Below are 20,427 nucleotides of genomic sequence, written 5' to 3'. Positions count from 1 at the left end.
CTCAGTTACTTACGAATCTGAATGCGATCCGCTGCTAGCGGCGCTTCGACTTCCGGTCTTCCTTGACGTGACCCCGGAAGGTGCGCGTCGGCGAGAACTCGCCGAGCTTGTGGCCGACCATCGACTCGGTGACGAACACCGGGACGTGGGTCTTGCCGTTGTGCACCGCGATCGTGTGCCCGAGCATCGCCGGGATGATCATGGAGCGACGGGACCAGGTCTTGATGACGTTCTTGGTACCGGCTTCGTTCTGGGCGTCCACCTTCTTGATGAGGTGGCCGTCGACGAAGGGTCCCTTCTTGAGACTGCGCGGCATCTAAACCCGCTCCTAGCGCTTCTTGTTCGTCTTGCGGCGGCGGACGATGTACTTGTTCGAAGCCTTCTTCGGCGAACGAGTACGACCCTCCTTCTGACCCCACGGGGAGACCGGGTGACGACCACCGGAGGTCTTGCCCTCACCACCACCGTGCGGGTGGTCAACCGGGTTCATCGCCACACCGCGAACGGTCGGGCGAACGCCCAGCCAGCGCTTGCGGCCGGCCTTACCCCAGTTGATGTTCGACTGCTCGGCGTTGCCGACCTCGCCGATGGTGGCGCGGCAGCGGGCGTCGACCAGACGGATCTCGCCGGAAGGCATGCGGAGGTGGGCCATGGTGCCCTCCTTCGCGAGCAGCTGCACGGAGGCACCTGCGGAGCGGGCGAACTTGGCGCCACCGCCGGGACGGAGCTCGATCGCGTGGATCGTGGTACCGACCGGGATGTTGCGGAGGGCCAGGTTGTTGCCGGGCTTGATGTCGGCCGTGGGGCCGTTCTCCACCCGGTCGCCCTGCGAGAGACCACGCGGGGCGATGATGTAGCGCTTCTCGCCGTCCGCGTAGTGGAGCAGCGCGATGCGCGCGGTGCGGTTGGGGTCGTACTCGATGTGAGCGACCTTGGCCGGCACGCCGTCCTTGTCGTGACGACGGAAGTCGATCACGCGGTAGGCGCGCTTGTGGCCACCGCCCTGGTGACGGACGGTCACACGACCGGTGTTGTTACGGCCACCCTTGCTGTGCAGCGGGCGGACCAGCGACTTCTCCGGCGTGGACCGCGTGATCTCGACGAAGTCGGCTACGGAGGCGCCACGACGGCCCGGCGTAGTCGGCTTGTACTTGCGGATACCCATTTCTCAGTCCTCGTCCGATATCGGACGACTCGACCGCCCTTAGGCGGCCGGGCCGCCGAAGATGTCGATTCGGTTGCCCTCAGCAAGGGTCACGATGGCGCGCTTGGTGTTGGCGCGCTTGCCGAAACCGGTGCGGGTGCGCTTGCGCTTGCCCTGGCGGTTGATCGTGTTGACCCCGGCGACCTTGACCGAGAAGACCGCCTCGACGGCCTGCTTGATCTGGGTCTTGTTGGCGGTGGGCGCGACGATGAACGTGTACTTGTTCTCGTCGAGCAGCGCGTAGCTCTTCTCGGAGACAACCGGCTTGACGAGGATGTCGCGCGGGTCCGTGAAGGTCTTGCTGGTGATCTCGGCCATCAGGCTTCGTTCCCCTCGTTGTCAGCGGCCTTGGGGCCAGACACGAAGGACTCGAACGCGGCCTGGGTGAAGACCACGTCGTCAGAGCGCATCACGTCGTACGTGTTCAGCTGGCCCGGCTCCAGGATGTGCACCTGGGGCAGGTTGCGGGCGGACAGCCACGCGGCCTCGTCGGTGCGCTCGGCGACCAGGAGCAGGTTCTTGCGCTCCGAGATCTTGCCGAACAGCGTCTTGGCGGCCTTGGTGGAGACGCCACCCTCGACCACGCCGGAGACGACGTGGATACGGGAGTGGTTCGCCCGGTCGGAGAGGGCACCGCGGAGGGCGGCGGCCTTCATCTTCTTCGGGGTCCGCTGCGAGTAGTCACGCGGCACGGGACCGTGCACGACGCCACCACCGGCGAACTGCGGGGCGCGGGTCGAACCCTGGCGGGCGCGGCCGGTGCCCTTCTGGCGGTAAGGCTTCTTGCCACCACCGCGGACCTCGCCACGCGTCTTGGTCTTGTGGGTGCCCTGGCGGGCAGCCGCAAGCTGCGCGACGACGACCTGATGGATCAGCGGGACGCTGATCTTGGCGTCGAAGATCTCGGCCGGGAGCTCGACGGTCCCGGTCTTGTCGCCGGAGGGCGACAGAATGTCAATGGTGCTCATATCCTCAGGCCCCCTTGGCCGCGGTGCGGACCAGGACGAGGCCGCCGTTCGGACCAGGAACCGCGCCCTTGATGAGCAGCAGGCCCTTCTCCGCGTCAACGGCGTGAACGGTCAGGTTCTGGGTGGTCACGCGCTCGTTGCCCATGCGGCCGGCCATGCGCATGCCCTTGAAGACGCGGCCCGGGGTGGCGCAGCCACCGATCGAACCGGGCTTGCGGTGCACGCGGTGGGCACCGTGGGAAGCCTTGCCACCACGGAAGTTGTGGCGCTTCATGACACCGGCGAAGCCCTTGCCCTTGCTCTTGCCGGTCACGTCGACCTTGATGCCCGCCTCGAAGACCTCGGCGGTGATCTCCTGGCCGAGGGTGTACTCGCTGGCGTCAGCGGTACGGATCTCGACGAGGTGACGGCGCGGGGTGACGTCGGCCTTGGCGAAGTGGCCCTTGAGGGGCTTGTTCACCTTGCGCGGGTCGATCTCGCCGAAGGCGATCTGGACCGACTCGTAGCCGTCGACGTCGTTCGTACGCACCTGGGTCACGACATTCGGGCCGGCCTTGACGACGGTCACCGGGACGACCCGGTTGTTCTCGTCCCAGACCTGCGTCATGCCGAGCTTCTCGCCCAGGATGCCCTTGATGTTCTTAGCCATCTCGCGCGTCACCTCAGAGCTTGATCTCGATGTCGACACCAGCCGGCAGGTCGAGGCGCATGAGCGAGTCAACCGTCTTCGGCGTGGGGTCGAGGATGTCGATGAGGCGCTTGTGCGTGCGCATCTCGAAGTGCTCGCGCGAGTCCTTGTACTTGTGCGGCGACTTGATGACGCAGTACACGTTCTTCTCAGTGGGCAGCGGCACCGGGCCCGCGACCGACGCACCAGTGCGGGTCACCGTCTCGACGATCTTCTTCGCCGAGGAGTCGATGACCTCGTGGTCGTAGGCCTTGAGCCGGATGCGGATCTTCTGTCCCGCCATGGCTACTCAGTAGTCCTTTGTCTCGTAAAACGCTCTGGAACCCGGGGGTTCTACCGACTCCTCCTCCGACCCACGCGGTCGGGCGTGTCGCACTCCCTCTACGAAGAACTCCCGAAGGATTTCCCAACCAAGGGGGTACGGGCCCTGAAAACCCGCGAAGCCGGGGGTGGAACACCCACCGGGTGCCTGGCTGGTACCCCGCTGACACTTCCCGGAAGATTCCCGTACGTCCGCCCCTGAGCAGGGGCGACGAGTACTGTGGGACTCGCTTCCGGTCCTCCCGGCGGGAGGCGCGCAGCATCGGCACTCAACCGAGCAACCCCGCTAGTCTGCCATACGGGGGCTAGTGGCCGCCAATCGGGGCGAAGACTGTACCCCACGTCACGGTGGGGTACACACAGGGTCCGGGGCGCGGCGTCAGCTGCGCGTGACGGTGCCGCAACCGCGCGGTAGCTCTCCGATGGTCTTGCTCCGGTCGTACGGGTCGACGGCGGGGCCGGTGGCGGAGGGCTCGGGCGTCGTTGCCTCCGGGCCTTCGTGGAAGGCCGGGTGGTAGAAGCCGGCGCCGCGGTCGCAGTAGCTGTTGCCGACGTTGGAATGCCAGTCGTACAGGTCGAGTCGCCCCGGGGTGACCTCGTAGAAGCCAGGCTTCCAGAAGGCGAAGACCACCTCGCGGCGGACGATCGTACGGACGACCTCGTCGGCGCCCGGGCGGGCCTGGACCAGCGGGTAGACGAAGCTGTAGTCGGCTCGGACGAGCACCGCGCCCGCCTCCTTGCCCTTGCCCTTCTCCACGGTCAGGTGGCCACGGGTCTTCACGACGGCGCCGACCAGGCGGACCTCGGACGGCTCGAAGCGGCTGAACAGGGTCGTGGGGTCGTTCTTCTCGGTCGGCTTGGCGAGCCCGCGCTCCAGTTCCTGGCGGACGTCCGGCTGCTTGGGGTCGATCAGCTTCAGCGCCGCGCTCGGCTTGCCGCCCTTCAACACGGCCGGGTCGAGGTTCGCGGCGACGAGGAACTCCTTTGAGAGCTTCAGGGCGTCGGCGACCTGCTTCTGCGACATCCAGCCCGTCGCCTTCACCTGCTTCGGCAGCTCGATGCCCGCCGCGCCGTCAGCCCACCGCACGGCCGGAGAGCCCTTGAAGGGCTCCTTCAGGGTCGGGCGGTCCGGGTCGACCTCGTCCGGTGCGGCCGTCGGCCGGGCGGTCTCGGCGGCGAGCGGGGTGGTGTCCTCGGGGTGGTCGGTCCAGCTGCTCGGGAGCGCCGAGGTCACGCCGTCCGGCAGCACGCCGGTGACCAGCTGCGGGCGTACGGCGACGACCGCCACCGCCGCCGCCAGGACGATGCCAAGGACGCCCTTGACGCGGCGCTTGCGGGCGGCGCTGCCGTTCATCTCCTGCCAGGCCGGGCCGGTGCGCCAGCCCGCCGGTTCCTGCCGCTTCGGCGCCTTGCGCGCCTTCGGCGGCTTCTTCGGCCTGACCTTGCGCAGCGCCTTCGACTGCTCCTCGGTGCCGAGGCCCTGCTCGCGCGCGTTCTCGACGAACGAGGCCCACTCCTCGTCGGAGACCGACGGCTTGTCCGACGGCTTGTCGCTCATGTTGTGTCCCACCCCTGTGCTGCGTGCCCGTGCTGCGAAGCGGACGCTCTCACACCGCCGGACGGGCGGAAAACCCAGGTCAGAGGCTCTTGATCAGTTCGTGACCGGTCGAATCCGGGCAGACCCGGAGTATGCGCACCAGCGACGAGGTCTACCACCGGGTGCTCTGGGATCCGCGCCTCGACGCCGAGCGCTTCGTCATGGGGATCGCCGAGCGCGGCGGCGCCGGGCCCGCGCGGGTGGATCTGGTCGACTTCGTGCCGGGCGGCGAGATCCCGTGGCACCGGGTGGTGTTCTTCGAGGCGGACGGGGAGGTCGTCTGGGACCGGGCGGCCCACGTCGACCGGCTCGACGAGTCGGCGGCAGGCCGGGTGCACGCGGACGTGCTCGCCGCGGCGCCCACGTACCGGACCGCCGTCGCCTGGCTGCCGCCGGACTGGCTGTGGCCGGCGATCCAGGACATCCGGCGGGTGCACGACCGGCAGATCCGCCGCTGGCCGCCGCACGTCAACGTGGTGTACGGGTTCGTGCCCGAGTCCGCGTTCCTGCAGGCGATCCCGCTGGTCGCGGCCGCGCTGCGGACCGTGGAGCCGTTCCGTGCCCGGCTGCAGGGCGTGCGCTGGTTCCGGCACCGTACGGACGCCACGGTCTGGCTCGACCCGGCCGCGGCGGGGAACGAACCCTGGCTGCGGATGCGGGAGGCCCTGGAGGAGCGCTTCCCGCTCTGCGTCGACACCCGGGCCTTCACCCCGCATCTGTCCCTCGGCCGCTCCCGTACACCGGCTGTCCTCGCCGCCGAGTGCGCGGAGCTGCTGGGGACGGCGAGCGTCCGCGTGGACGAGCTGGTGCTGCTCGCCCGGCGCGGCGACGAGCCCATGCGGGTGCGTGCCACGGTGCCGCTCGGCGAAGCCTCCGCGGCGGGTTGAACCCCTGACCCCGAAAATCCGTCTAGCCAGGCGCACGAGCTCGGCACGGAACACGCACACGGGGGACACAGAACCGGTGGACAGCAGAAGAGTGGCGCGGCGCACCGTACTCGCGGGAGCGGCCCTCGCGGCCGTCGCCGGTTGCTCCGTACCCCAGCCGCCACGGACCACCCGGTCCGCCGACCCGGCGCCCGGCCGGCCGATCGCGACGGGCCGGCGGGCGCTGCTCATGCAGTTCGCCGCGCACCCGGACGACGACCTGTACTTCATGAACCCGGACTCCCAACGGCTGCTCGACGCCGGGGTGCCGCTGGTGTCGGTGTACGTGACGGCCGGCGAGCACATCGGCAAGAACGGGCTGCCGGGCATGCCGCAGGCCAAGCCCGACAAGGCCGCCTACTCATCGGCGCGCCACCAGGGCCTGCGGCAGGCGTACGCGGAGGCGCTCGGCCTGGACAGGTTCACCGCCTGGGACCGGCGCAGCCTCGCGCTGGTGGGCGGGCGGCACGCCGAGCTGGACGTCCTGGAACACGCCGGGCGCCGGGTCGAGCTGATCTTCCTGAACCTGCCCATGCACACCCCGCGCCGCTACATGGCCGTGCCCGCGCTGTGGGAGGACCGGGCCCTGGAGCTGCGCACCCAGTTCTCCACCGGCTCCCCCGTCACCCGCGCCGACACCTACGACCACGAGCAGCTGGTCGAGGTCCTGGCCGGGCTGCTCGCCGCGTACCGGCCGACCGTCGTGCACACCCTCGACCCGGATCCGGACATCCAGACCGGCGACATCGCCTCCGCCAACCGCAACAGCGAGCAGCCCGGCTACTCCGACCACGGCGACCACACCGCCGTCGCCTGCTTCACCTGGGCGGCTCTGCTGCGCTGGGTCGCCGACGCCACGGCGAACGGCGGGCCGGTGCCGGCGTTCACCACGACCGGCTTCCGCGGCTACTACAACCGCCACTGGCCGAAGAACCTGCCGCCGCAGGTCCTGAAGGAGAAGGCCGCGCATCTCGTCCCGTACGGCGGCGACCCGGCCTGGCACTGCGGCAACCCGGGCGGCTGCGGCGACTACGGGCAGGGCGGCGGCCGGCCGCTCACCAACCGCAAGGGCTGGGTGCGCGCCACCCACCACCGCTGGCCCGGTGCCCGTCCGGCGCTCGCCGAGGAGCCGGGCGGCCGGCTCGCCACGTACGGCGTGCTGGGCCTGCGCGCGGTCCGCTGGCGGGAGACCGCGCCGCACTCGAGGGTGTGGGGCGAGCCCGAGGACCTGGGCGGCGGGCCGCTGGTGCCGGCGCTGGGCTCGGCGGTGCTCGGCGACGGGCGGCTGCTGCTCTTCGGTGTGCGGTTCGCGGCGCTGGAAGGGCGTGGCGGCGCCAACCGGCGCGAGCTGGTGCTCCTGGAGCAGCGCTCCGCCGGCGGGTCCTTCCTGGCCTGGCGAGGTCTCGGGAATCCGGAGCGGGACGACGACCGGGGCCGGAGAATCGGTTCCCCGGTGGCGGTGGCCGCCCCGGACGGGCGGGTCCACCTCTTCGTACGGAACGCGGCGAAGGGCGTCTCCACCCGTGTCCGGGCCGCCGACGGCGGCTGGGGCCCGTGGCGGGACCTGCCGGCCCAGGAGGAGGTCCAGGACGGTCTGACGGCCCTGGTCGACACGCGTGGCCGGGTGCATCTGCTGGCGGCGGGCCGGACGGGCGTACGGCACTGGGTGGACGGCCGTCCCACGGCCCCGCTCCCCCTCGCCGGTGACCCGGTCGCGGCGGTCCCCGCGGCGGGCCCGGACGGCGTCCAGGTCTTCTACCGCGCCCCCGCCGAGGGCCGGCTGCGCGCGACGCCGGGCGCGGCGCCCGCCTTCGACGGCTACGGCGACCTCGTCGCCGCCCCGGGCCCCGGCCCGGACCCGGTGCTGCTCGGCCGCGATCTGCACGGCCGGATCCAGCTGCGCCGCGCGCGCACGCTCTTCGTCCGTACCCGGGGGACGGTCCCGGCCGGGGATCCGGCGCTGTACGGGGCCGGCACGGTGGTCGGGCTCGGGGCGGACGCGCGGCCGTGGGCGTGGCGGCCGCGATGACCGCCGACTCCCCGCGTACCGGCGTCAGTTGAGGAGGTCGAGGACTCCCCCGCCGCCGGCCGCGCGGTCCCGGATCCCGGGCAGCTGCGGGTAGAGGCTGTTGCCCGGGCACTCGGTCGCGAAGCCGTCGCGGTGGCCGGAGACGGCGTTGAACTCGTAGACCTGCCCGAGCTCGAAGGCCTCGCCGAAGTAGTTCTTCTGCGTCGCGCCCGCCGTCAGCCGCACCCGGCCCCGCGGGTCGACGCCGTACTGCCCGAGCTTGTACGCGACGACCCGCGCCGCCGCCGCGAGCGCCGCGTCCGGCGCGGTCCGCGCGGTGAAGTCGCCGATGAAGGCGACGCTCGTCGACTCGGTGTTCCAGCCGTAGGTGTGGGCGCCGAGGACCGGCTGGTCGATGCCGCCCTTGCGGCCCTCGAAGATCGTGCCGCACTTGTCGACGAGGAAGTTGTAGCCGATGTCGCGCCACTTCTCGACGTCGACGTGGTAGTCGAGGATGCTCCGCACGACGCTCGCCGACTCGGCGCAGTCGTACTCCGCGCTCGTCGTGTGGTGCACGAACGCGGCCTTGATCCGTCCGCCCGGCAGGTACTGGGCCGGCTCCGGAGTCTTCTCCTCGATCTCCTCGCCGCCCCATTCGGCGCGCGTGACGATCTGCGGGCGCGGGGCGCTGGAGGGCGGCCCGTCCGTGCGGGCGGCGGCCGCGAAGGCGGCCGGCTCGGCGCCGAGATCCGCAGGCCCGGCGCCGCCCGGGTCGATCATGTTCAGCGTGAGCCCCGCGGGCAGCCGGCCCGGGACGCCGCCGCCACCGCCGTCGCGACCATCACCGCCGTCACCGGCACCGTCACCGTCGCCGCCGCTGATCCGCACCTCCGCGCCGTCCGAGGCGCCGACCCACACGGGCTCCGTGGAGCCCGGTGCGCCCGGGCGCCGGCCGTCCAGGTCCGCCGGGTGCGGTTCGAGCGCGATCCAGTCGGACCACTCGCCGTCGTCGGCGTCCCGGGTCCGCACCTCGATCCGGCCGTCGAGCTCCGCGTACGGGTCGCTCCAGGTCACTCCGAGCAGCTCGAAGGGCTCGGTGGTCCGCCGGCTGAGCACGGCCTCACCGCCGCCCAGGTCGGTCAGCGCGAGCCGGTGCAGCTCCTCGCCCCGGTCGTGGCCGCCGGCCCCGCTGGCCGCGGCCTGCACGCCGAACACCGCCAAGGCCCCCAGGGCCGTACCCGTCGCCGTACGGCGCACCCATCTCAGTCCCATACCCGGAAAACGCGGAGGGCCCCGTACCACCGAAGTGGTACGGGGCCCTCGCAGCAGCTCAACGAGCTACCAGGTCAGACCGTAACGTTCGCGAGGAACCTTACTTCGTGATCTTGACGACCTGGCCGGCGCCGACGGTACGACCACCCTCACGGATGGCGAACTTGAGGCCCTCCTCCATGGCGACGGGCTGGATCAGCGCGACGCTCATGGAGGTGTTGTCGCCCGGCATGACCATCTCGGTGCCCTCGGGGAGGGTCACGACGCCGGTCACGTCCGTGGTACGGAAGTAGAACTGCGGGCGGTAGTTGTTGAAGAACGGGGTGTGACGGCCACCCTCGTCCTTCGACAGGATGTAGGCCTGGGCCTCGAACTCGGTGTGCGGGGTGACCGAACCGGGCTTGATGATGACCTGGCCGCGCTCGACATCCTCGCGCTTGATGCCACGGAGGAGCAGACCGACGTTCTCACCGGCCTGGCCCTCGTCGAGCAGCTTGCGGAACATCTCGATGCCGGTGACCGTGGTGGTGGTCTTCTCGGTCTTGATGCCGATGATGTCGACGGTCTCGTTGACCTTGAGGACACCACGCTCGATACGACCGGTGACGACGGTGCCACGACCGGTGATCGTGAAGACGTCCTCGATCGGCATCAGGAACGGCTTGTCGACGTCACGCTCGGGCTGCGGGATGGACTCGTCCACGGCCTTCATGAGGCCGAGGAGCTTCTCGCCCCACTCCTTGTCGCCCTCGAGCGCCTTGAGCGCCGAGACGCGGACGACCGGCAGGTCGTCGCCCGGGAACTCGTACTCGGTGAGGAGCTCACGGACCTCGAGCTCGACGAGCTCGAGGATCTCCTCGTCGTCCACCATGTCGGCCTTGTTCAGGGCGACGACGATGTACGGAACGCCGACCTGGCGGGCCAGGAGCACGTGCTCCTTGGTCTGCGGCATCGGGCCGTCGGTGGCGGCGACCACGAGGATGGCGCCGTCCATCTGCGCGGCACCGGTGATCATGTTCTTGATGTAGTCCGCGTGACCCGGGCAGTCGACGTGGGCGTAGTGACGCGACTCGGTCTGGTACTCGACGTGCGCGATCGAGATCGTGATACCGCGCTGGCGCTCCTCGGGAGCCTTGTCGATCTGGTCGAAGGCCGAGGCCTCGTTCAGGTCCGGGTACGCGTCGTGCAGCACCTTGGTAATGGCGGCCGTGAGGGTCGTCTTACCGTGGTCAATGTGACCGATGGTGCCGATGTTGACGTGCGGCTTAGTCCGCTCGAACTTCGCCTTCGCCACTGGGGTCCTCCTGTGGAGTGGTTCTGTACGCCTTGGTTCATCGGCGCCAGGTGATCTTTGCTGGGGTGCCGCCCGCGGGGGTCTTCCCTTGCGGGCCGACCCCCGACGGTCGGTGTCAAGCCTAAAGCGTGTGAACGCGGTGCGTTAAACGCGGTGCGTTACTCGCCCTTGGCCTTCGCGATGATCTCCTCGGCGACGTTCCGCGGAACCTCGGCGTAGGAGTCGAACTGCATCGAGTAGCTTGCGCGACCCGAGGTCTTGCTGCGGAGGTCGCCGACGTAGCCGAACATCTCCGACAGGGGCACGAGGCCCTTCACGATGCGGGCACCGTGACGCTCCTCCATGGCCTGGATCTGGCCACGGCGGGAGTTGATGTCGCCGATGACCTCGCCCATGTAGTCCTCGGGCGTGGTGACCTCGACGGCCATCATCGGCTCAAGGAGCACGGGGGAAGCCTTGCGCGCGGCCTCCTTGAAGGCCTGCGAGCCGGCGATCTTGAAGGCGAGCTCGGAGGAGTCGACCTCGTGGTAGGCACCGTCGTGCAGGATCACACGGACGCCGGTCATCTCGTAACCGGCGAGGATGCCGAACTGCATGGCCTCCTGGGCACCCGCGTCGACCGAAGGGATGTACTCCTTCGGGATGCGGCCACCGGTGACCTTGTTCACGAACTCGTACGAGGTCTCGCCGCCCTCGATCGGCTCGATGCCGATCTGGACCTTGGCGAACTGGCCCGTACCACCGGTCTGCTTCTTGTGCGTGTAGTCCACGCGCTCGACGGCCTTGCGGATCGTCTCGCGGTAGGCCACCTGCGGCTTGCCGACGTTGGCCTCGACCTTGAACTCACGGCGCATGCGGTCGACCAGCACCTCGAGGTGCAGCTCGCCCATACCGCCGATGATGGTCTGGCCGGTCTCCTCGTCCGAGTGGACCTGGAAGGAGGGGTCCTCCTCCGCGAGACGCTGGATGGCGACACCCAGCTTCTCCTGGTCGCCCTTGGACTTCGGCTCGATGGCGACCTGGATGACCGGGGCCGGGAAGTCCATGGACTCCAGGATGACCGGGTTCTTGTCGTCACAGAGCGTCTCACCGGTGGTGGTCTGCTTGAGACCCATCACGGCGATGATGTCGCCGGCGCCCACCGAGTCGATCTCCTCACGCTTGTTCGCGTGCATGCGGTAGATCTTGCCGATGCGCTCCTTCTTGCCCTTAACGGAGTTGAGGACAGAAGAACCGGAGTCGAGGCGGCCGGAGTACACGCGGACGAAGGTGAGCTTGCCCAGGTGCGGGTCGCTCATGATCTTGAACGCGAGGGCCGACAGCGGCTCGTCGTCGGACGGCTTGCGCTTGACGACCTCCTCCGGGTCGTTGACCGCGTGGCCCTCGATGGCCTCGATGTCAAGCGGGGAGGGGAGGTAGCGCACGACCGCGTCGAGCAGGGGCTGGACGCCCTTGTTCTTGAACGCGGTGCCACAGAACACCGGGGTGACCGTGGTGTTGTCCGGGTTGCCGGAAGCGATCGTGATGCGGCGGATGGCCGCGTACAGCTGCTCCTCGGTGGGCTCGACGCCCTCGAGGAAGAGCTCCATGATCTCTTCGTCGTTCTCGGCGACGGCCTCGACCAGCTTGCCGCGGTACTCCTCGGCGAGCTCGGTGTGGGTGTCCGGGATGTCGACGACGTCGTACATCTCACCCTTGGTGGCCTCGGCGGACCAGACAAGAGCCTTCATGCGGACGAGGTCGACGACGCCCTGGAAGTCGGCCTCGGCACCGATCGGGAGCTGCATGACGATCGGGGTCGCGCCGAGGCGGTCCACGATCATGTCGACGCAGCGGAAGAACTCGGCACCGGTGCGGTCGAGCTTGTTGACGAAGCAGATACGCGGAACGCCGTAGCGGTCCGCCTGACGCCAAACGGTCTCGGACTGCGGCTCGACGCCGGCCACGCCGTCGAACACCGTCACAGCACCGTCGAGCACGCGCAGCGAACGCTCCACCTCGACGGTGAAGTCGACGTGGCCCGGCGTGTCGATGATGTTGATCGTGTGGTCGACGTCCTCGAGCGGCCAGTGGCAGGTGGTGGCAGCAGAGGTGATCGTGATGCCACGCTCCTGCTCCTGCTCCATCCAGTCCATCGTGGCAGCGCCGTCGTGGACCTCACCGATCTTGTACGAGACACCGGTGTAGAACAGGATCCGCTCGGTGGTGGTCGTCTTGCCCGCGTCGATGTGGGCCATGATGCCGATGTTGCGCACCTTGGCCAGGTCAAGCGAAGTGGTAGCCATAAGGCTTCAGTCTTCTCTCGGTCTCGATGTGGGTTGCGACTACCAGCGGTAGTGCGCGAAGGCCTTGTTGGACTCGGCCATCTTGTGCGTGTCCTCGCGCTTCTTGACCGAAGCACCGAGGCCGTTCGAGGCGTCGAGGAGCTCGTTCATGAGGCGCTCGGTCATGGTCTTCTCGCGACGGGCGCGGGAGTAACCGACCAGCCAGCGCAGCGCCAGGGTGGACGCGCGACCGGGCTTGACCTCGATCGGCACCTGGTAGGTGGCGCCACCGACACGGCGGGACTTGACCTCGAGGGACGGCTTGACGTTCTCGAGCGCGCGCTTCAGCGTGACGACCGGGTCAGCACCGGTCTTCTCGCGGAGGCCCTCCATGGCGCCGTAGACGATGCGCTCGGCGGTGGAGCGCTTGCCGTCCAGCAGGATCTTGTTGATCAGCGACGTGACAAGAGGAGAACCGTAGACCGGGTCGATGATGACCGGGCGCTTCGGGGCGGGGCCCTTACGAGGCATTCTTACTTCTCCTTCTTGGCGCCGTAGCGGCTGCGAGCCTGCTTGCGGTTCTTGACACCCTGGGTGTCGAGCGAACCGCGGATGATCTTGTAACGAACACCCGGCAGGTCCTTCACACGGCCACCACGCACGAGCACGATGGAGTGCTCCTGCAGGTTGTGTCCCTCACCCGGAATGTAGGCCGTGACCTCGATGCCCGAGGTCAGACGCACACGCGCGACCTTACGGAGGGCCGAGTTCGGCTTCTTCGGGGTGGTCGTGAACACACGCGTGCAGACGCCGCGGCGCTGAGGGGAACCCTCGAGTGCGGGCGTCTTGTTCTTCTCGACCTTGTCCTGCCGGCCCTTACGGACCAGCTGCTGGATCGTAGGCACTACTTCTCCGGTTTCTGTGTGCCGTTCGGTAAAACTAACCTGGAACTTCGCCGACCCACGCGGTCGGGTGTGTCGGATCGCGCGAACCTCCGCCGAGGGCGGAAAAGGGCGCTGATCGCGGTGGCCGGTCTCGGAGACCAGTGCGGTTGAGGACACGCACACGGCTCCGGGCACACCCCAGGCACAAGGCATGAGCGTACCTATCGCATGCACTCCGGTCAAAACAAATGCCCACGCGCACGACGGGCCGGGCGACAGGGGAGAAGCCGGTCCGAGGCGGGGCCGGGGCCGGTCCGGGAAGACTCCCGGAGGGCCGCGGCCGGGTACGGGCGGGATGCGGAGCGTTGTGCGGGAAGGGTACGCGGAGGGGTGCGATGCCCGGAGACCGGCACCGTCCCGGACGTCAGGTCCGGGACCGCAGGTCAGTCCCTGCGGTCAGTCCTGCGGTCAGTCCTGCGCCGCGCGGCGCGCCTCGGCGGCGGCCACGGCCCGGCCGTCACCGGCGTCGGCCGGCTCGGGCTCCAGGAACTGATGCACGACCTTGACGAAGACGTCCATGCGCTCGTCGGGGACCCCGAGCCAGCGCGCGAAGTCCTCCATGGTCGGCTGCCAGTCGCTCGGCGGCAGCAGGTCGGCGGCGGCCGGAAGCTCTTCCGGGGTCACCCGGCCCGACCGGATCAGCATGTCGCGGACGGACACCCCGAGGAGCGGGGCGATCCTGCGCATGGTCTCCAGGTCGGGCATGCTCTGCCGCTGCAGCAGCCGCGTCACGGCCGCGCGGTGCACGCCCGCCTCGTCCGCGATCCGCGACTTGCCCCCGCCACGGGGGCTGTCGATGTCGTAACCGCGCGCGCGCATCAGGCCTTCGACCCATGCCGCGAACTCGTCGAGCCCTTGAGTGCTCATCTGTACCGCTCCCTGTTTATTCCCCCACCCTTCGGGCCCCTTACTTTAGCGTGCTTGCGCGCGCGGAATTACGTGCTTTCGGGCACGCAACCGTGTCGAATCGGTGAAGGGGTCGCCAAGGGCTCGCCATAGGTTCACCACGAAGATAGTTGCGAGCTCGCACGCAACATGTCTATGTTGCTCGTCGCCGCACTCGTCGGCCTCACGAGTCCCACAGGCCCCACAGGCCCCAGGGGCACCGGGGCCCCGGAACGTGGAGAACCCCTTGCTCCAGCCCGACACCTCCCCCTGGCAGGCCGCCGCCGCGTGCGCCGGCCTCGACCCGACCGTCGTCTTCTCCCGCCGCGGCAAGGAGGCGGCCCCGGCCCTGCGGGCCTGCGCCGTCTGCCCCGTGAGCCGCGAGTGCGAGGCGACCGTCGCCCCCGCCGAGAGCTGGTTCGACGGCGTCTGCGCGGGCCGCCTGTGGCGCAACGGCCGCCCGGTGAAGCCCCGCAAGCGCCGCGGCCGGCCGTCCGAGGCCGCGGAGGCGACGGAGTTCGCCGCCACCCTGGACGAGGCCGGCGCCCGTCTGCCGCTCGCGAGCGTGGCGGGGGGCGGCCGTGACTGAGAACGGTGAGCCGGTTGCCGAGCGGCAGCAGGCGTCCGCGCAGCACATGACCGGACAGGCGCCCACGGGCGCGCAGGTCGGCGACGCGCAGCACATGACCGGACAGGCGCCCGCAGGCGCGCAGGTCGACGTCGCGCAGCGCGTGGCCGACGAGCAGATGCCCGCGGCCGGCGCGCAGCACATGGCCGACGAGCAGCTGCCCGCGGGCGAATCGACCGGCGGCGCGCAGCACGTGGCCGACGAGCGGGTCGTACGGGACATCACGCTCTGGGCCGCCTCCCTCGTACGGCAGTTCCCCGAGCTCGCCGAGGAGCTCGCGCCCGGCCGCAAGGGCCCCACCGGGACCGCGCCGACCGCGCCGCACCCGGGGCGGGACGAGCTGATCCGCGCCGAGCGCCGCGAGGCGCTGCTCCTGGAGCAGCGGCACGGGCTTTCCGTCCCCGGCCACGGGGCCGCGCCGATCCGGCTGCACATATCCGACGCCATCCGTGACATCACCGACGGCGTGGTGGAGCTGGAGGAGGCGGTCTGCGCCCGCCTGGGTCTCCCCCGGCCGCGCCGGGCGGGGGTCGTGGAGCGGCTGCGCCGGGTCGTCGGGTTCCTCGACGAGATCGCCGCGCACCCGGTGCTCGCCCGGCACGTGCGCGACGAGGTCCGCCGGATGGCGCGCCGCTGCGCGCGGACGCTCGGCGACGCGGAGACGGTGGTCCGGGTGTCGGGGCGCTGCCCCTGGTGCGACTCGGTGTCGCTGCGGGCCTTCCCGGACCGGCGGGCGGTGCTGTGCGTGAACCCGGCGTGCGTGTGCACGGACGCGGCCTGCGGCTGCCAGGACGACCCGTCGTACCGGCACCTGTGGCCGGAGGCGGAGTGGGCGGAGCTCGCGGACGCGTCCGGGGCGCGTACGGACGAGATCGAAGCGGCGATGGACGACACGAAGGAGACCTCATGCTGAGCTCGACCGCGCTTTCCCTGCCGGCCCTGATCCCGGGCCCGCTCGCCGCCGAGGAGGCGGGGGTGGCCCCGGCGACCATCCGCAAGTGGGTCCAGCTGGGCCACCTGCGGGCGGCGGGAAAGGCCGGCCGGGCGCAGCTGTTCCGCCTGGAGGACGTGTTCGCGGCGGAACGCGCGGCGCGGCGGCGGCCTCGTACCGCCTGACTCACCGACGTACACACGCATACGCACGAAGCGCCCCTGGTCTCATAGGAGACCAGGGGCGCTTCGTCATGTGGTCACGCCTTCAGGAACGCGTGCAGCGACTCCGTCATCGCCGTGACGAAGCCCTCCCTCGTCTCCTCCGGTACGCGGTCGAGCGACAGGTACGGGTTGAGGTCCTCCAGCTCGACGAGGAGCAGCTCGCCCTCGCGCGTGCGGCAGGCGTCGACGCGCTGGATGCCGTGGTCGAGGGTGTTCCAGTCGACGAAGCGGCGGGCGAAGCGCAGGTCGTCCTCGGTGGCCTCGTACGGCTCCAGGACCCAGCGGCGCTCGGGGTCGGGGGCGTGGAGGGCGTACTGGAAGCGGTCGTCGACGAAGTAGAAGGACACCTCGTACAGGAAGTCGATCTGCGGCTGGACGAGGATCCCGCCGTACGGGAGTTCCGCGAGCTCCTCATACGGGACGAAGCGCAGTCCTATGGAGTCGGCGCCGGCCTTGGGCTTGACCGCGTACGTATCGGCGGCGGGCAGCCGGTCGAGGTCGGCGGCGCTGTCGACGGTCGGGATGACGGGCAGTCCGGCGGTGGTGAGGTCGAGCAGGTACTGCTTGCCGGCCATGTCGCCGCGCCCGTGCAGCGGGTTGTAGACGCGGACCCCGGTGGCGGCGGCCCGGGCGCGGAAGGCGTCGTAGGCGTGCTGGTAGTGGAGGACGGGGCCGCTGTTGCGGACGACGACGGCGTCGAAGCCGGCCATGAGGGCGGCGGCGTCGCGCGGGTGGCACAGGGCGAGGTCGAACTCGGCGCGCAGCCGGGCGGTGAGGTCGATGTCCTCGTCGCAGTAGCGGCGGCCGCGGGCGGGGTAGGCGAGGTCGGTGACGTAGAGGAGGCGGGGGCGCGGGGCGGGTACGGCGGTCACAAGGCGGCTCCTCTGTCTTGGGGAGCTTCAACCTATCGGGCTCTGACCTGCACTTTCACGGGTGGGCGGGAGGAGATTCCGAACTGGACCCCGAACTAGTTGCGTGCGCGCACGCTCTCTGTCACAGTTGGTGCAGCGGCGGAGCTGTGCCCGCGAGACGGGCCGCAGTCTCCGCCGTTCGCCGTCCGGGAGCGCTCCGCGCCCCCGCCCCCCTTCCCCGCGTCGAGCGCCCCGGGCGGCCCCCCGCACCACCCGCACCACCCCGCCTCATCTCCCCCTAACCCTGAGGAGAACCGTCATGACCACTCCCCCGAGTGCGTTCCCGGACGTCGAGAAGCTGGTCGTCGACGTCCTCAAGGCCGACCCGGCGCTGGCCGGCGCCACGGTCGCCGCCCAGGCCCCGGCCGGTTTCGACGGGACGCAGACCGCGGTCCTCGTCAACCGCCGCGGCGGCGCCTGGATCGGTGACCTGCACCTGGACAAGCCGCTGATCGAGTTCGAGGTCTACGCGCCGACCAAGCCCGCGGCCCACATCCTCGCCAACGCCGCCCGCAAGTCGCTGCTCATGACGATGGGCAAGGTGATCGGCAACAACCTCGTGCAGGACGTGGAGGAGATGGACGGGCCGCGCTGGACGCCCGACTACCTCTACCGGGGCGCCAACCGCTACCTCTGCCTGATCCGGCTTTCCCTGACCGTCGCTCCGTAACGGTCCCCCTGACCGTCCCTCGTGACGGTCCCCCGCTGACCGTCCCTCGTGACGGTCGCCCCACAGACCAGGCCTCGCCGTCCGGCGGGGCCTTTGCCGTACCCGGGTCCTGACGGTCCGGGGCGGTGCCCTCACCCTCTCATCAAGGAGAAACCCCACCATGGCTGGAAACAACGCTGCTGAGATCCGCGTCGCCGGCACCGGCAAGCTCTACGTCGCCACCGCCGGCAACGCCGCCCCGTCCTCCTTCGGTGCCGACTCGGCCGCCGACTGGACCGGCGCGGGCTGGAAGGACCTCGGCTTCACCTCTGGTGACGGCGTCACGTTCTCGAAGAAGGACAAGCTGGAGGCCATCGACTCGTGGCAGTCGGTCTCCCCGATCCACTACATCTACTCGGCCCGTGACCTGTCGCTGAAGTTCTCGATGCTGCAGTTCAACGAGGACACCCTGCCCTTCTTCATGGGCGGCGACGCCGTGAAGCAGGACGCGGCCCCGGCGGTCGACACCTACCGCTACGACATCGCCGAGCGTCCGTTCGCGGACGTGCGCGCCCTCGGCCTGGAGTTCACCGACGTCAAGGCCGGTGGCACGACCGTGGTCAAGTACCGCTTCATCATCCCGAACGGTCAGGTCACCGCGACCGACGACATCAAGCTGGCCCGCAAGGCCGCGTCCCAGCTGGGCGTGACCTTCACGGCCATGTCGAAGGGCGACGGCAAGCCGCTGGCCACCTTCATCATGAAGGACAGCCAGTACTCCCCGACCGTCTGATCCATCCCCACCCGGGGCGGGGCGGTGACCACCGCCCCGCCCCACCCTTCTCCACCCTCTCCTCTCTTCACCCACTCGAACACAGGAGTACGCAACCATGGCCCGTTTCGACGTCAACGCCGCTCGTGCCCAGCGCCTGGAGGCCTCCGGCCGCAGCTGGAGCTTCGAACTGGACGGCGAGACCTTCACCCTCCCCACCGAGCTCTCCCGCGCGACGGCGAAGGCCCTGCGCAAGCTCGACGACAACGACGTGGACGGGCTGCTCGCACTCCTGATGGGTGAGAAGCAGTTCGCGAACTTCGAGCAGCACGAGATCACCATGCAGGACATCGCCGCCATCCTGGAGGCCTACGGCAAGGAGACCGGGCTCGGCCTGGGGGAAAACTGAGCCTCGTCGAGTTCGTCGACGAACACGCCGAGGCACTAGAGGCGGACCTGCTCCGCTACTTCAGCACCGACCTGCTCGACTGGTACCGCGGTGAGCTGTCCAGCCGACGCCTGTCGGTACTGATCAAGCATCTGCCGGCCGACGGCGCCGTACTGACGCAGATGCACGGCGAGGCCGCGCAGTGGTCGGTCACCGACCACCTGCTCGCTGCGGCGGTGGACCATCTGGCCGCCGCGAACTGGATGTTCCTGAGCGTCAATTCGGAAGAAGGCGACCAGCCGGACCCGCCGGAGCCCATTCCGCGTCCGAGCCTTCCCGGCGAGGACGACGAGGACGACGAGGACGGGAGTGGCACGGGAAAGCGGGACGACGAGGTCGTCTCCCCGAGCGCCCTCGCCCGCTTCTTCGGCTGACGCCCTTCGGTGCCATCCCCCATGGCCCTCGGAGCCCGTTCCCTGCTTTCAGGGAGTGGGCTCCGGGGGCGCTTCCTGTGCTCGCTCGGCGGCGAGTTCCTCCTCCAGGGCCCTGGCCCGGTCGGAGAGCCGCCGTCCCCGGGCGCGCCCGCCCTGGTCAGCGGAGTCCGCGTCCCGCCGGTCAGCCGCCGTTCCCGTCTGTACGGGCACGCCGCTGAGCGGCGGCACGATCGGCCGCCCGCCCTTGCCCCGCACCACCTTCCGAGTTGGCTGGGCGGTCCTGCGCGCACGGCTCTCCTGAGCCGTCACCAGGACGTCCGGTTCCGGCGCATGCTCGGGTACGGGCTCGGGCGCGGCTTCCGCTACGCGCGCGGGCGCGGGCGGCGGCGAGGCCGGCGCGGGCGCCGGAGCCGGGGCGGCCGGTGCGGGGTCGGGCTCGGCGCGCTGCTCGAACAGCTCGCGTTCCCGGCGGACCCGCTCCTCGGCCTCGACCACGACGGCCGGCGGTTCGAGCAGCCGGGCGAAGGGCAGCGGGATGACCCGGGCGCCGTCGCCCGGAACGCTGTCGGTGCGCCGCTGCGGTCTGCGTATACCACGGGCGTCACCCTGGCCCTGCGCGTACGCGTCGGCGACCCGCTTCTCGTACTCGCGGCGGATGCGCGGGAGTTCGTCCGAGACGGCCTCGGCCCAGCCCGCCGTGAACGCGGCGGTCTCGCGCCGGTCCACTTCGGCGCGGGGCATGACGACGAGGTCCTCCGGGGCGTACCCGGCGACATGGACGAGCTCGCTGAGACGGGCGAAGAGGTGGGGCAGGTCAGGATGGGCTTCGAGCCAGTCGATGACCCGCTCCCGCCGGCTAGCGCCCGGCTCCGATTCCATGCGTCCGCACTGCCTTCCAACCCCCTGGGGTCCCCACGCGCCCCTACGCGCCCCTCGCCCCCCGACTGTGTCAGGTGCAGGGAACGCGCCATCCAGAGTACCCCGGTCGAACACCAGCCCTGTTCAAGGACCAACCTGTCCGGGAAACCGGCAACAAGACACGCCGTCAGGCGATTCCAGCTCGACAAACACCGAACAGATGTTCCAAACTCTGTTCGCACAGAAGTTCGATAACGTGGT

General features: G+C 70.0%; 24 protein-coding genes. 9 read left to right on the top strand and 15 right to left on the bottom strand.

The window, feature by feature from the left end; translation table 11 throughout:
- Positions 1-34 precede the first annotated feature (34 nt).
- From rpsS to ACIRSU_RS23585, 7 genes are all read right to left on the bottom strand, one after another.
- Entirely contained in the window at positions 35-316 is a 282-nt protein-coding gene (rpsS, locus tag ACIRSU_RS23615; protein ID WP_030759378.1) for a 30S ribosomal protein S19, read from the bottom strand.
- A 12-nt stretch (positions 317-328) separates the two neighbouring features.
- Entirely contained in the window at positions 329-1,165 is an 837-nt protein-coding gene (rplB, locus tag ACIRSU_RS23610) for a 50S ribosomal protein L2 (protein WP_282694360.1), read from the bottom strand.
- 39 nt (positions 1,166-1,204) lie between these two features.
- Entirely contained in the window at positions 1,205-1,522 is a 318-nt protein-coding gene (gene rplW / locus ACIRSU_RS23605) for a 50S ribosomal protein L23 (RefSeq protein WP_403795456.1), read from the bottom strand.
- On the bottom strand, positions 1,522-2,172 hold the full coding sequence (gene rplD, locus ACIRSU_RS23600; protein ID WP_403795454.1) for a 50S ribosomal protein L4: 651 nt from the start codon (positions 2,170-2,172) through the stop codon (positions 1,522-1,524). The genes rplW and rplD overlap by 1 nt, the downstream gene beginning before the upstream one ends.
- Before the next feature lie 4 nt (positions 2,173-2,176).
- On the bottom strand, positions 2,177-2,821 hold the full coding sequence (gene rplC, locus ACIRSU_RS23595; protein WP_189948240.1) for a 50S ribosomal protein L3: 645 nt from the start codon (positions 2,819-2,821) through the stop codon (positions 2,177-2,179).
- Positions 2,822-2,834: 13 nt separating this feature from the next.
- Positions 2,835-3,143: a 30S ribosomal protein S10 gene (gene rpsJ, locus ACIRSU_RS23590; RefSeq protein WP_003948644.1), complete on the bottom strand. Its 309-nt coding sequence runs from the start codon at positions 3,141-3,143 to the stop codon at positions 2,835-2,837.
- A 417-nt stretch (positions 3,144-3,560) separates the two neighbouring features.
- On the bottom strand, positions 3,561-4,739 hold the full coding sequence (locus tag ACIRSU_RS23585) for a hypothetical protein (RefSeq protein WP_403795451.1): 1,179 nt from the start codon (positions 4,737-4,739) through the stop codon (positions 3,561-3,563).
- Positions 4,740-4,870: 131 nt separating this feature from the next.
- Here ACIRSU_RS23585 and ACIRSU_RS23580 point away from each other — a divergent pair, with 131 nt between their 5' ends.
- Together ACIRSU_RS23580 and ACIRSU_RS23575 are read left to right on the top strand one after the other, a co-directional pair.
- Positions 4,871-5,665 carry an RNA repair domain-containing protein gene (locus tag ACIRSU_RS23580; protein ID WP_403795449.1) on the top strand — a complete coding sequence of 265 codons (795 nt, stop codon included), beginning with the start codon at positions 4,871-4,873 and terminating at the stop codon, positions 5,663-5,665.
- 76 nt (positions 5,666-5,741) lie between these two features.
- Entirely contained in the window at positions 5,742-7,733 is a 1,992-nt protein-coding gene (locus ACIRSU_RS23575; RefSeq protein ID WP_403795446.1) for a PIG-L family deacetylase, read from the top strand.
- A 24-nt stretch (positions 7,734-7,757) separates the two neighbouring features.
- Here the strand turns inward: ACIRSU_RS23575 and ACIRSU_RS23570 are convergent, their stop codons facing one another.
- The 6 genes from ACIRSU_RS23570 to ACIRSU_RS23545 form a co-directional block, all read right to left on the bottom strand.
- Positions 7,758-8,984 (bottom strand): N-acetylmuramoyl-L-alanine amidase, encoded by a 1,227-nt coding sequence (locus tag ACIRSU_RS23570; protein ID WP_403795443.1) that lies wholly within the window; start codon positions 8,982-8,984, stop codon positions 7,758-7,760.
- Between the two features lie 100 nt (positions 8,985-9,084).
- A complete protein-coding gene (gene tuf / locus ACIRSU_RS23565; RefSeq protein WP_365754583.1) occupies positions 9,085-10,278 on the bottom strand; it encodes an elongation factor Tu in 1,194 nt (397 codons plus the stop codon).
- A 158-nt stretch (positions 10,279-10,436) separates the two neighbouring features.
- Positions 10,437-12,563, bottom strand: coding sequence for an elongation factor G (gene fusA, locus ACIRSU_RS23560; RefSeq protein ID WP_403795440.1), 2,127 nt, complete (start codon positions 12,561-12,563; stop codon positions 10,437-10,439).
- Positions 12,564-12,602: 39 nt separating this feature from the next.
- Positions 12,603-13,073, bottom strand: a complete 471-nt coding sequence (rpsG, locus tag ACIRSU_RS23555) for a 30S ribosomal protein S7 (RefSeq protein WP_389204802.1) — start codon at positions 13,071-13,073, stop codon at positions 12,603-12,605.
- A gap of 2 nt (positions 13,074-13,075) precedes the next feature.
- Complete coding sequence (gene rpsL / locus ACIRSU_RS23550; protein WP_003948652.1) at positions 13,076-13,447, bottom strand: 30S ribosomal protein S12; 372 nt, start codon at positions 13,445-13,447, stop codon at positions 13,076-13,078.
- A gap of 447 nt (positions 13,448-13,894) precedes the next feature.
- Positions 13,895-14,353, bottom strand: coding sequence for a helix-turn-helix domain-containing protein (locus ACIRSU_RS23545; protein ID WP_403795436.1), 459 nt, complete (start codon positions 14,351-14,353; stop codon positions 13,895-13,897).
- A 265-nt stretch (positions 14,354-14,618) separates the two neighbouring features.
- On the opposite strand from ACIRSU_RS23545, the gene ACIRSU_RS23540 reads away from it, so the two are divergent.
- From ACIRSU_RS23540 to ACIRSU_RS23530, 3 genes are all read left to right on the top strand, one after another.
- Positions 14,619-14,960: a WhiB family transcriptional regulator gene (locus tag ACIRSU_RS23540; RefSeq protein WP_403795434.1), complete on the top strand. Its 342-nt coding sequence runs from the start codon at positions 14,619-14,621 to the stop codon at positions 14,958-14,960.
- 181 nt (positions 14,961-15,141) lie between these two features.
- The gene (locus ACIRSU_RS23535; protein WP_403796432.1) at positions 15,142-15,912 is read left to right on the top strand and encodes a hypothetical protein; all 771 of its coding nucleotides are present in this window, start codon (positions 15,142-15,144) and stop codon (positions 15,910-15,912) included.
- Entirely contained in the window at positions 15,906-16,115 is a 210-nt protein-coding gene (locus ACIRSU_RS23530) for a hypothetical protein (RefSeq protein ID WP_403795431.1), read from the top strand. The genes ACIRSU_RS23535 and ACIRSU_RS23530 overlap by 7 nt, the downstream gene beginning before the upstream one ends.
- 74 nt (positions 16,116-16,189) lie before the next feature.
- Here the strand turns inward: ACIRSU_RS23530 and ACIRSU_RS23525 are convergent, their stop codons facing one another.
- Positions 16,190-17,026: a hypothetical protein gene (locus ACIRSU_RS23525; RefSeq protein ID WP_403795429.1), complete on the bottom strand. Its 837-nt coding sequence runs from the start codon at positions 17,024-17,026 to the stop codon at positions 16,190-16,192.
- 298 nt (positions 17,027-17,324) lie between these two features.
- Between ACIRSU_RS23525 and ACIRSU_RS23520 the strand changes: the two genes are divergently transcribed.
- The 4 genes from ACIRSU_RS23520 to ACIRSU_RS23505 all read left to right on the top strand — a co-directional run bounded on the left by ACIRSU_RS23520 (position 17,325) and on the right by ACIRSU_RS23505 (position 19,308).
- Positions 17,325-17,735, top strand: a complete 411-nt coding sequence (locus tag ACIRSU_RS23520) for a hypothetical protein (RefSeq protein WP_403795426.1) — start codon at positions 17,325-17,327, stop codon at positions 17,733-17,735.
- Positions 17,736-17,895: 160 nt separating this feature from the next.
- On the top strand, positions 17,896-18,507 hold the full coding sequence (locus ACIRSU_RS23515) for a phage tail protein (protein ID WP_403795423.1): 612 nt from the start codon (positions 17,896-17,898) through the stop codon (positions 18,505-18,507).
- Positions 18,508-18,604: 97 nt separating this feature from the next.
- On the top strand, positions 18,605-18,895 hold the full coding sequence (locus tag ACIRSU_RS23510; protein WP_403795420.1) for a hypothetical protein: 291 nt from the start codon (positions 18,605-18,607) through the stop codon (positions 18,893-18,895).
- A gap of 161 nt (positions 18,896-19,056) precedes the next feature.
- The gene (locus ACIRSU_RS23505; RefSeq protein WP_403795417.1) at positions 19,057-19,308 is read left to right on the top strand and encodes a hypothetical protein; all 252 of its coding nucleotides are present in this window, start codon (positions 19,057-19,059) and stop codon (positions 19,306-19,308) included.
- 48 nt (positions 19,309-19,356) lie between these two features.
- On the opposite strand, the gene ACIRSU_RS23500 is transcribed toward ACIRSU_RS23505, so the two are convergent.
- Positions 19,357-20,187 carry a hypothetical protein gene (locus ACIRSU_RS23500; protein ID WP_403795414.1) on the bottom strand — a complete coding sequence of 277 codons (831 nt, stop codon included), beginning with the start codon at positions 20,185-20,187 and terminating at the stop codon, positions 19,357-19,359.
- Between the last annotated feature and the right edge of the window lie 240 nt (positions 20,188-20,427).

This window comes from Streptomyces sp. NPDC101160, from assembly GCF_044768205.1.
Lineage (GTDB): Bacteria > Actinomycetota > Actinomycetes > Streptomycetales > Streptomycetaceae > Streptomyces.
Note: the sequence above shows the minus strand (reverse complement) of the source record. Positions and strands in the feature narration are given on the sequence as shown.

Excerpts from the sequence above, each read along its gene's own strand:
- rpsS (WP_030759378.1), bottom strand. The coding sequence starts at position 316 with ATGCCGCGCAGTCTCAAGAAGGGACCCTTCGTCGACGGCCACCTCATC.
- rplB (WP_282694360.1), bottom strand. The coding sequence starts at position 1,165 with ATGGGTATCCGCAAGTACAAGCCGACTACGCCGGGCCGTCGTGGCGCC.
- rplW (WP_403795456.1), bottom strand. The coding sequence starts at position 1,522 with ATGGCCGAGATCACCAGCAAGACCTTCACGGACCCGCGCGACATCCTC.
- rplD (WP_403795454.1), bottom strand. The coding sequence starts at position 2,172 with ATGAGCACCATTGACATTCTGTCGCCCTCCGGCGACAAGACCGGGACC.
- rplC (WP_189948240.1), bottom strand. The coding sequence starts at position 2,821 with ATGGCTAAGAACATCAAGGGCATCCTGGGCGAGAAGCTCGGCATGACG.
- rpsJ (WP_003948644.1), bottom strand. The coding sequence starts at position 3,143 with ATGGCGGGACAGAAGATCCGCATCCGGCTCAAGGCCTACGACCACGAG.
- ACIRSU_RS23585 (WP_403795451.1), bottom strand. The coding sequence starts at position 4,739 with ATGAGCGACAAGCCGTCGGACAAGCCGTCGGTCTCCGACGAGGAGTGG.
- ACIRSU_RS23580 (WP_403795449.1), top strand. The coding sequence starts at position 4,871 with ATGCGCACCAGCGACGAGGTCTACCACCGGGTGCTCTGGGATCCGCGC.
- ACIRSU_RS23570 (WP_403795443.1), bottom strand. The coding sequence starts at position 8,984 with ATGGGACTGAGATGGGTGCGCCGTACGGCGACGGGTACGGCCCTGGGG.
- fusA (WP_403795440.1), bottom strand. The coding sequence starts at position 12,563 with ATGGCTACCACTTCGCTTGACCTGGCCAAGGTGCGCAACATCGGCATC.
- rpsG (WP_389204802.1), bottom strand. The coding sequence starts at position 13,073 with ATGCCTCGTAAGGGCCCCGCCCCGAAGCGCCCGGTCATCATCGACCCG.
- ACIRSU_RS23545 (WP_403795436.1), bottom strand. The coding sequence starts at position 14,353 with ATGAGCACTCAAGGGCTCGACGAGTTCGCGGCATGGGTCGAAGGCCTG.
- ACIRSU_RS23535 (WP_403796432.1), top strand. The coding sequence starts at position 15,142 with ATGGCCGACGAGCAGCTGCCCGCGGGCGAATCGACCGGCGGCGCGCAG.
- ACIRSU_RS23530 (WP_403795431.1), top strand. The coding sequence starts at position 15,906 with ATGCTGAGCTCGACCGCGCTTTCCCTGCCGGCCCTGATCCCGGGCCCG.
- ACIRSU_RS23520 (WP_403795426.1), top strand. The coding sequence starts at position 17,325 with ATGACCACTCCCCCGAGTGCGTTCCCGGACGTCGAGAAGCTGGTCGTC.
- ACIRSU_RS23515 (WP_403795423.1), top strand. The coding sequence starts at position 17,896 with ATGGCTGGAAACAACGCTGCTGAGATCCGCGTCGCCGGCACCGGCAAG.
- ACIRSU_RS23510 (WP_403795420.1), top strand. The coding sequence starts at position 18,605 with ATGGCCCGTTTCGACGTCAACGCCGCTCGTGCCCAGCGCCTGGAGGCC.
- ACIRSU_RS23505 (WP_403795417.1), top strand. The coding sequence starts at position 19,057 with ATGCACGGCGAGGCCGCGCAGTGGTCGGTCACCGACCACCTGCTCGCT.
- ACIRSU_RS23500 (WP_403795414.1), bottom strand. The coding sequence starts at position 20,187 with ATGGAATCGGAGCCGGGCGCTAGCCGGCGGGAGCGGGTCATCGACTGG.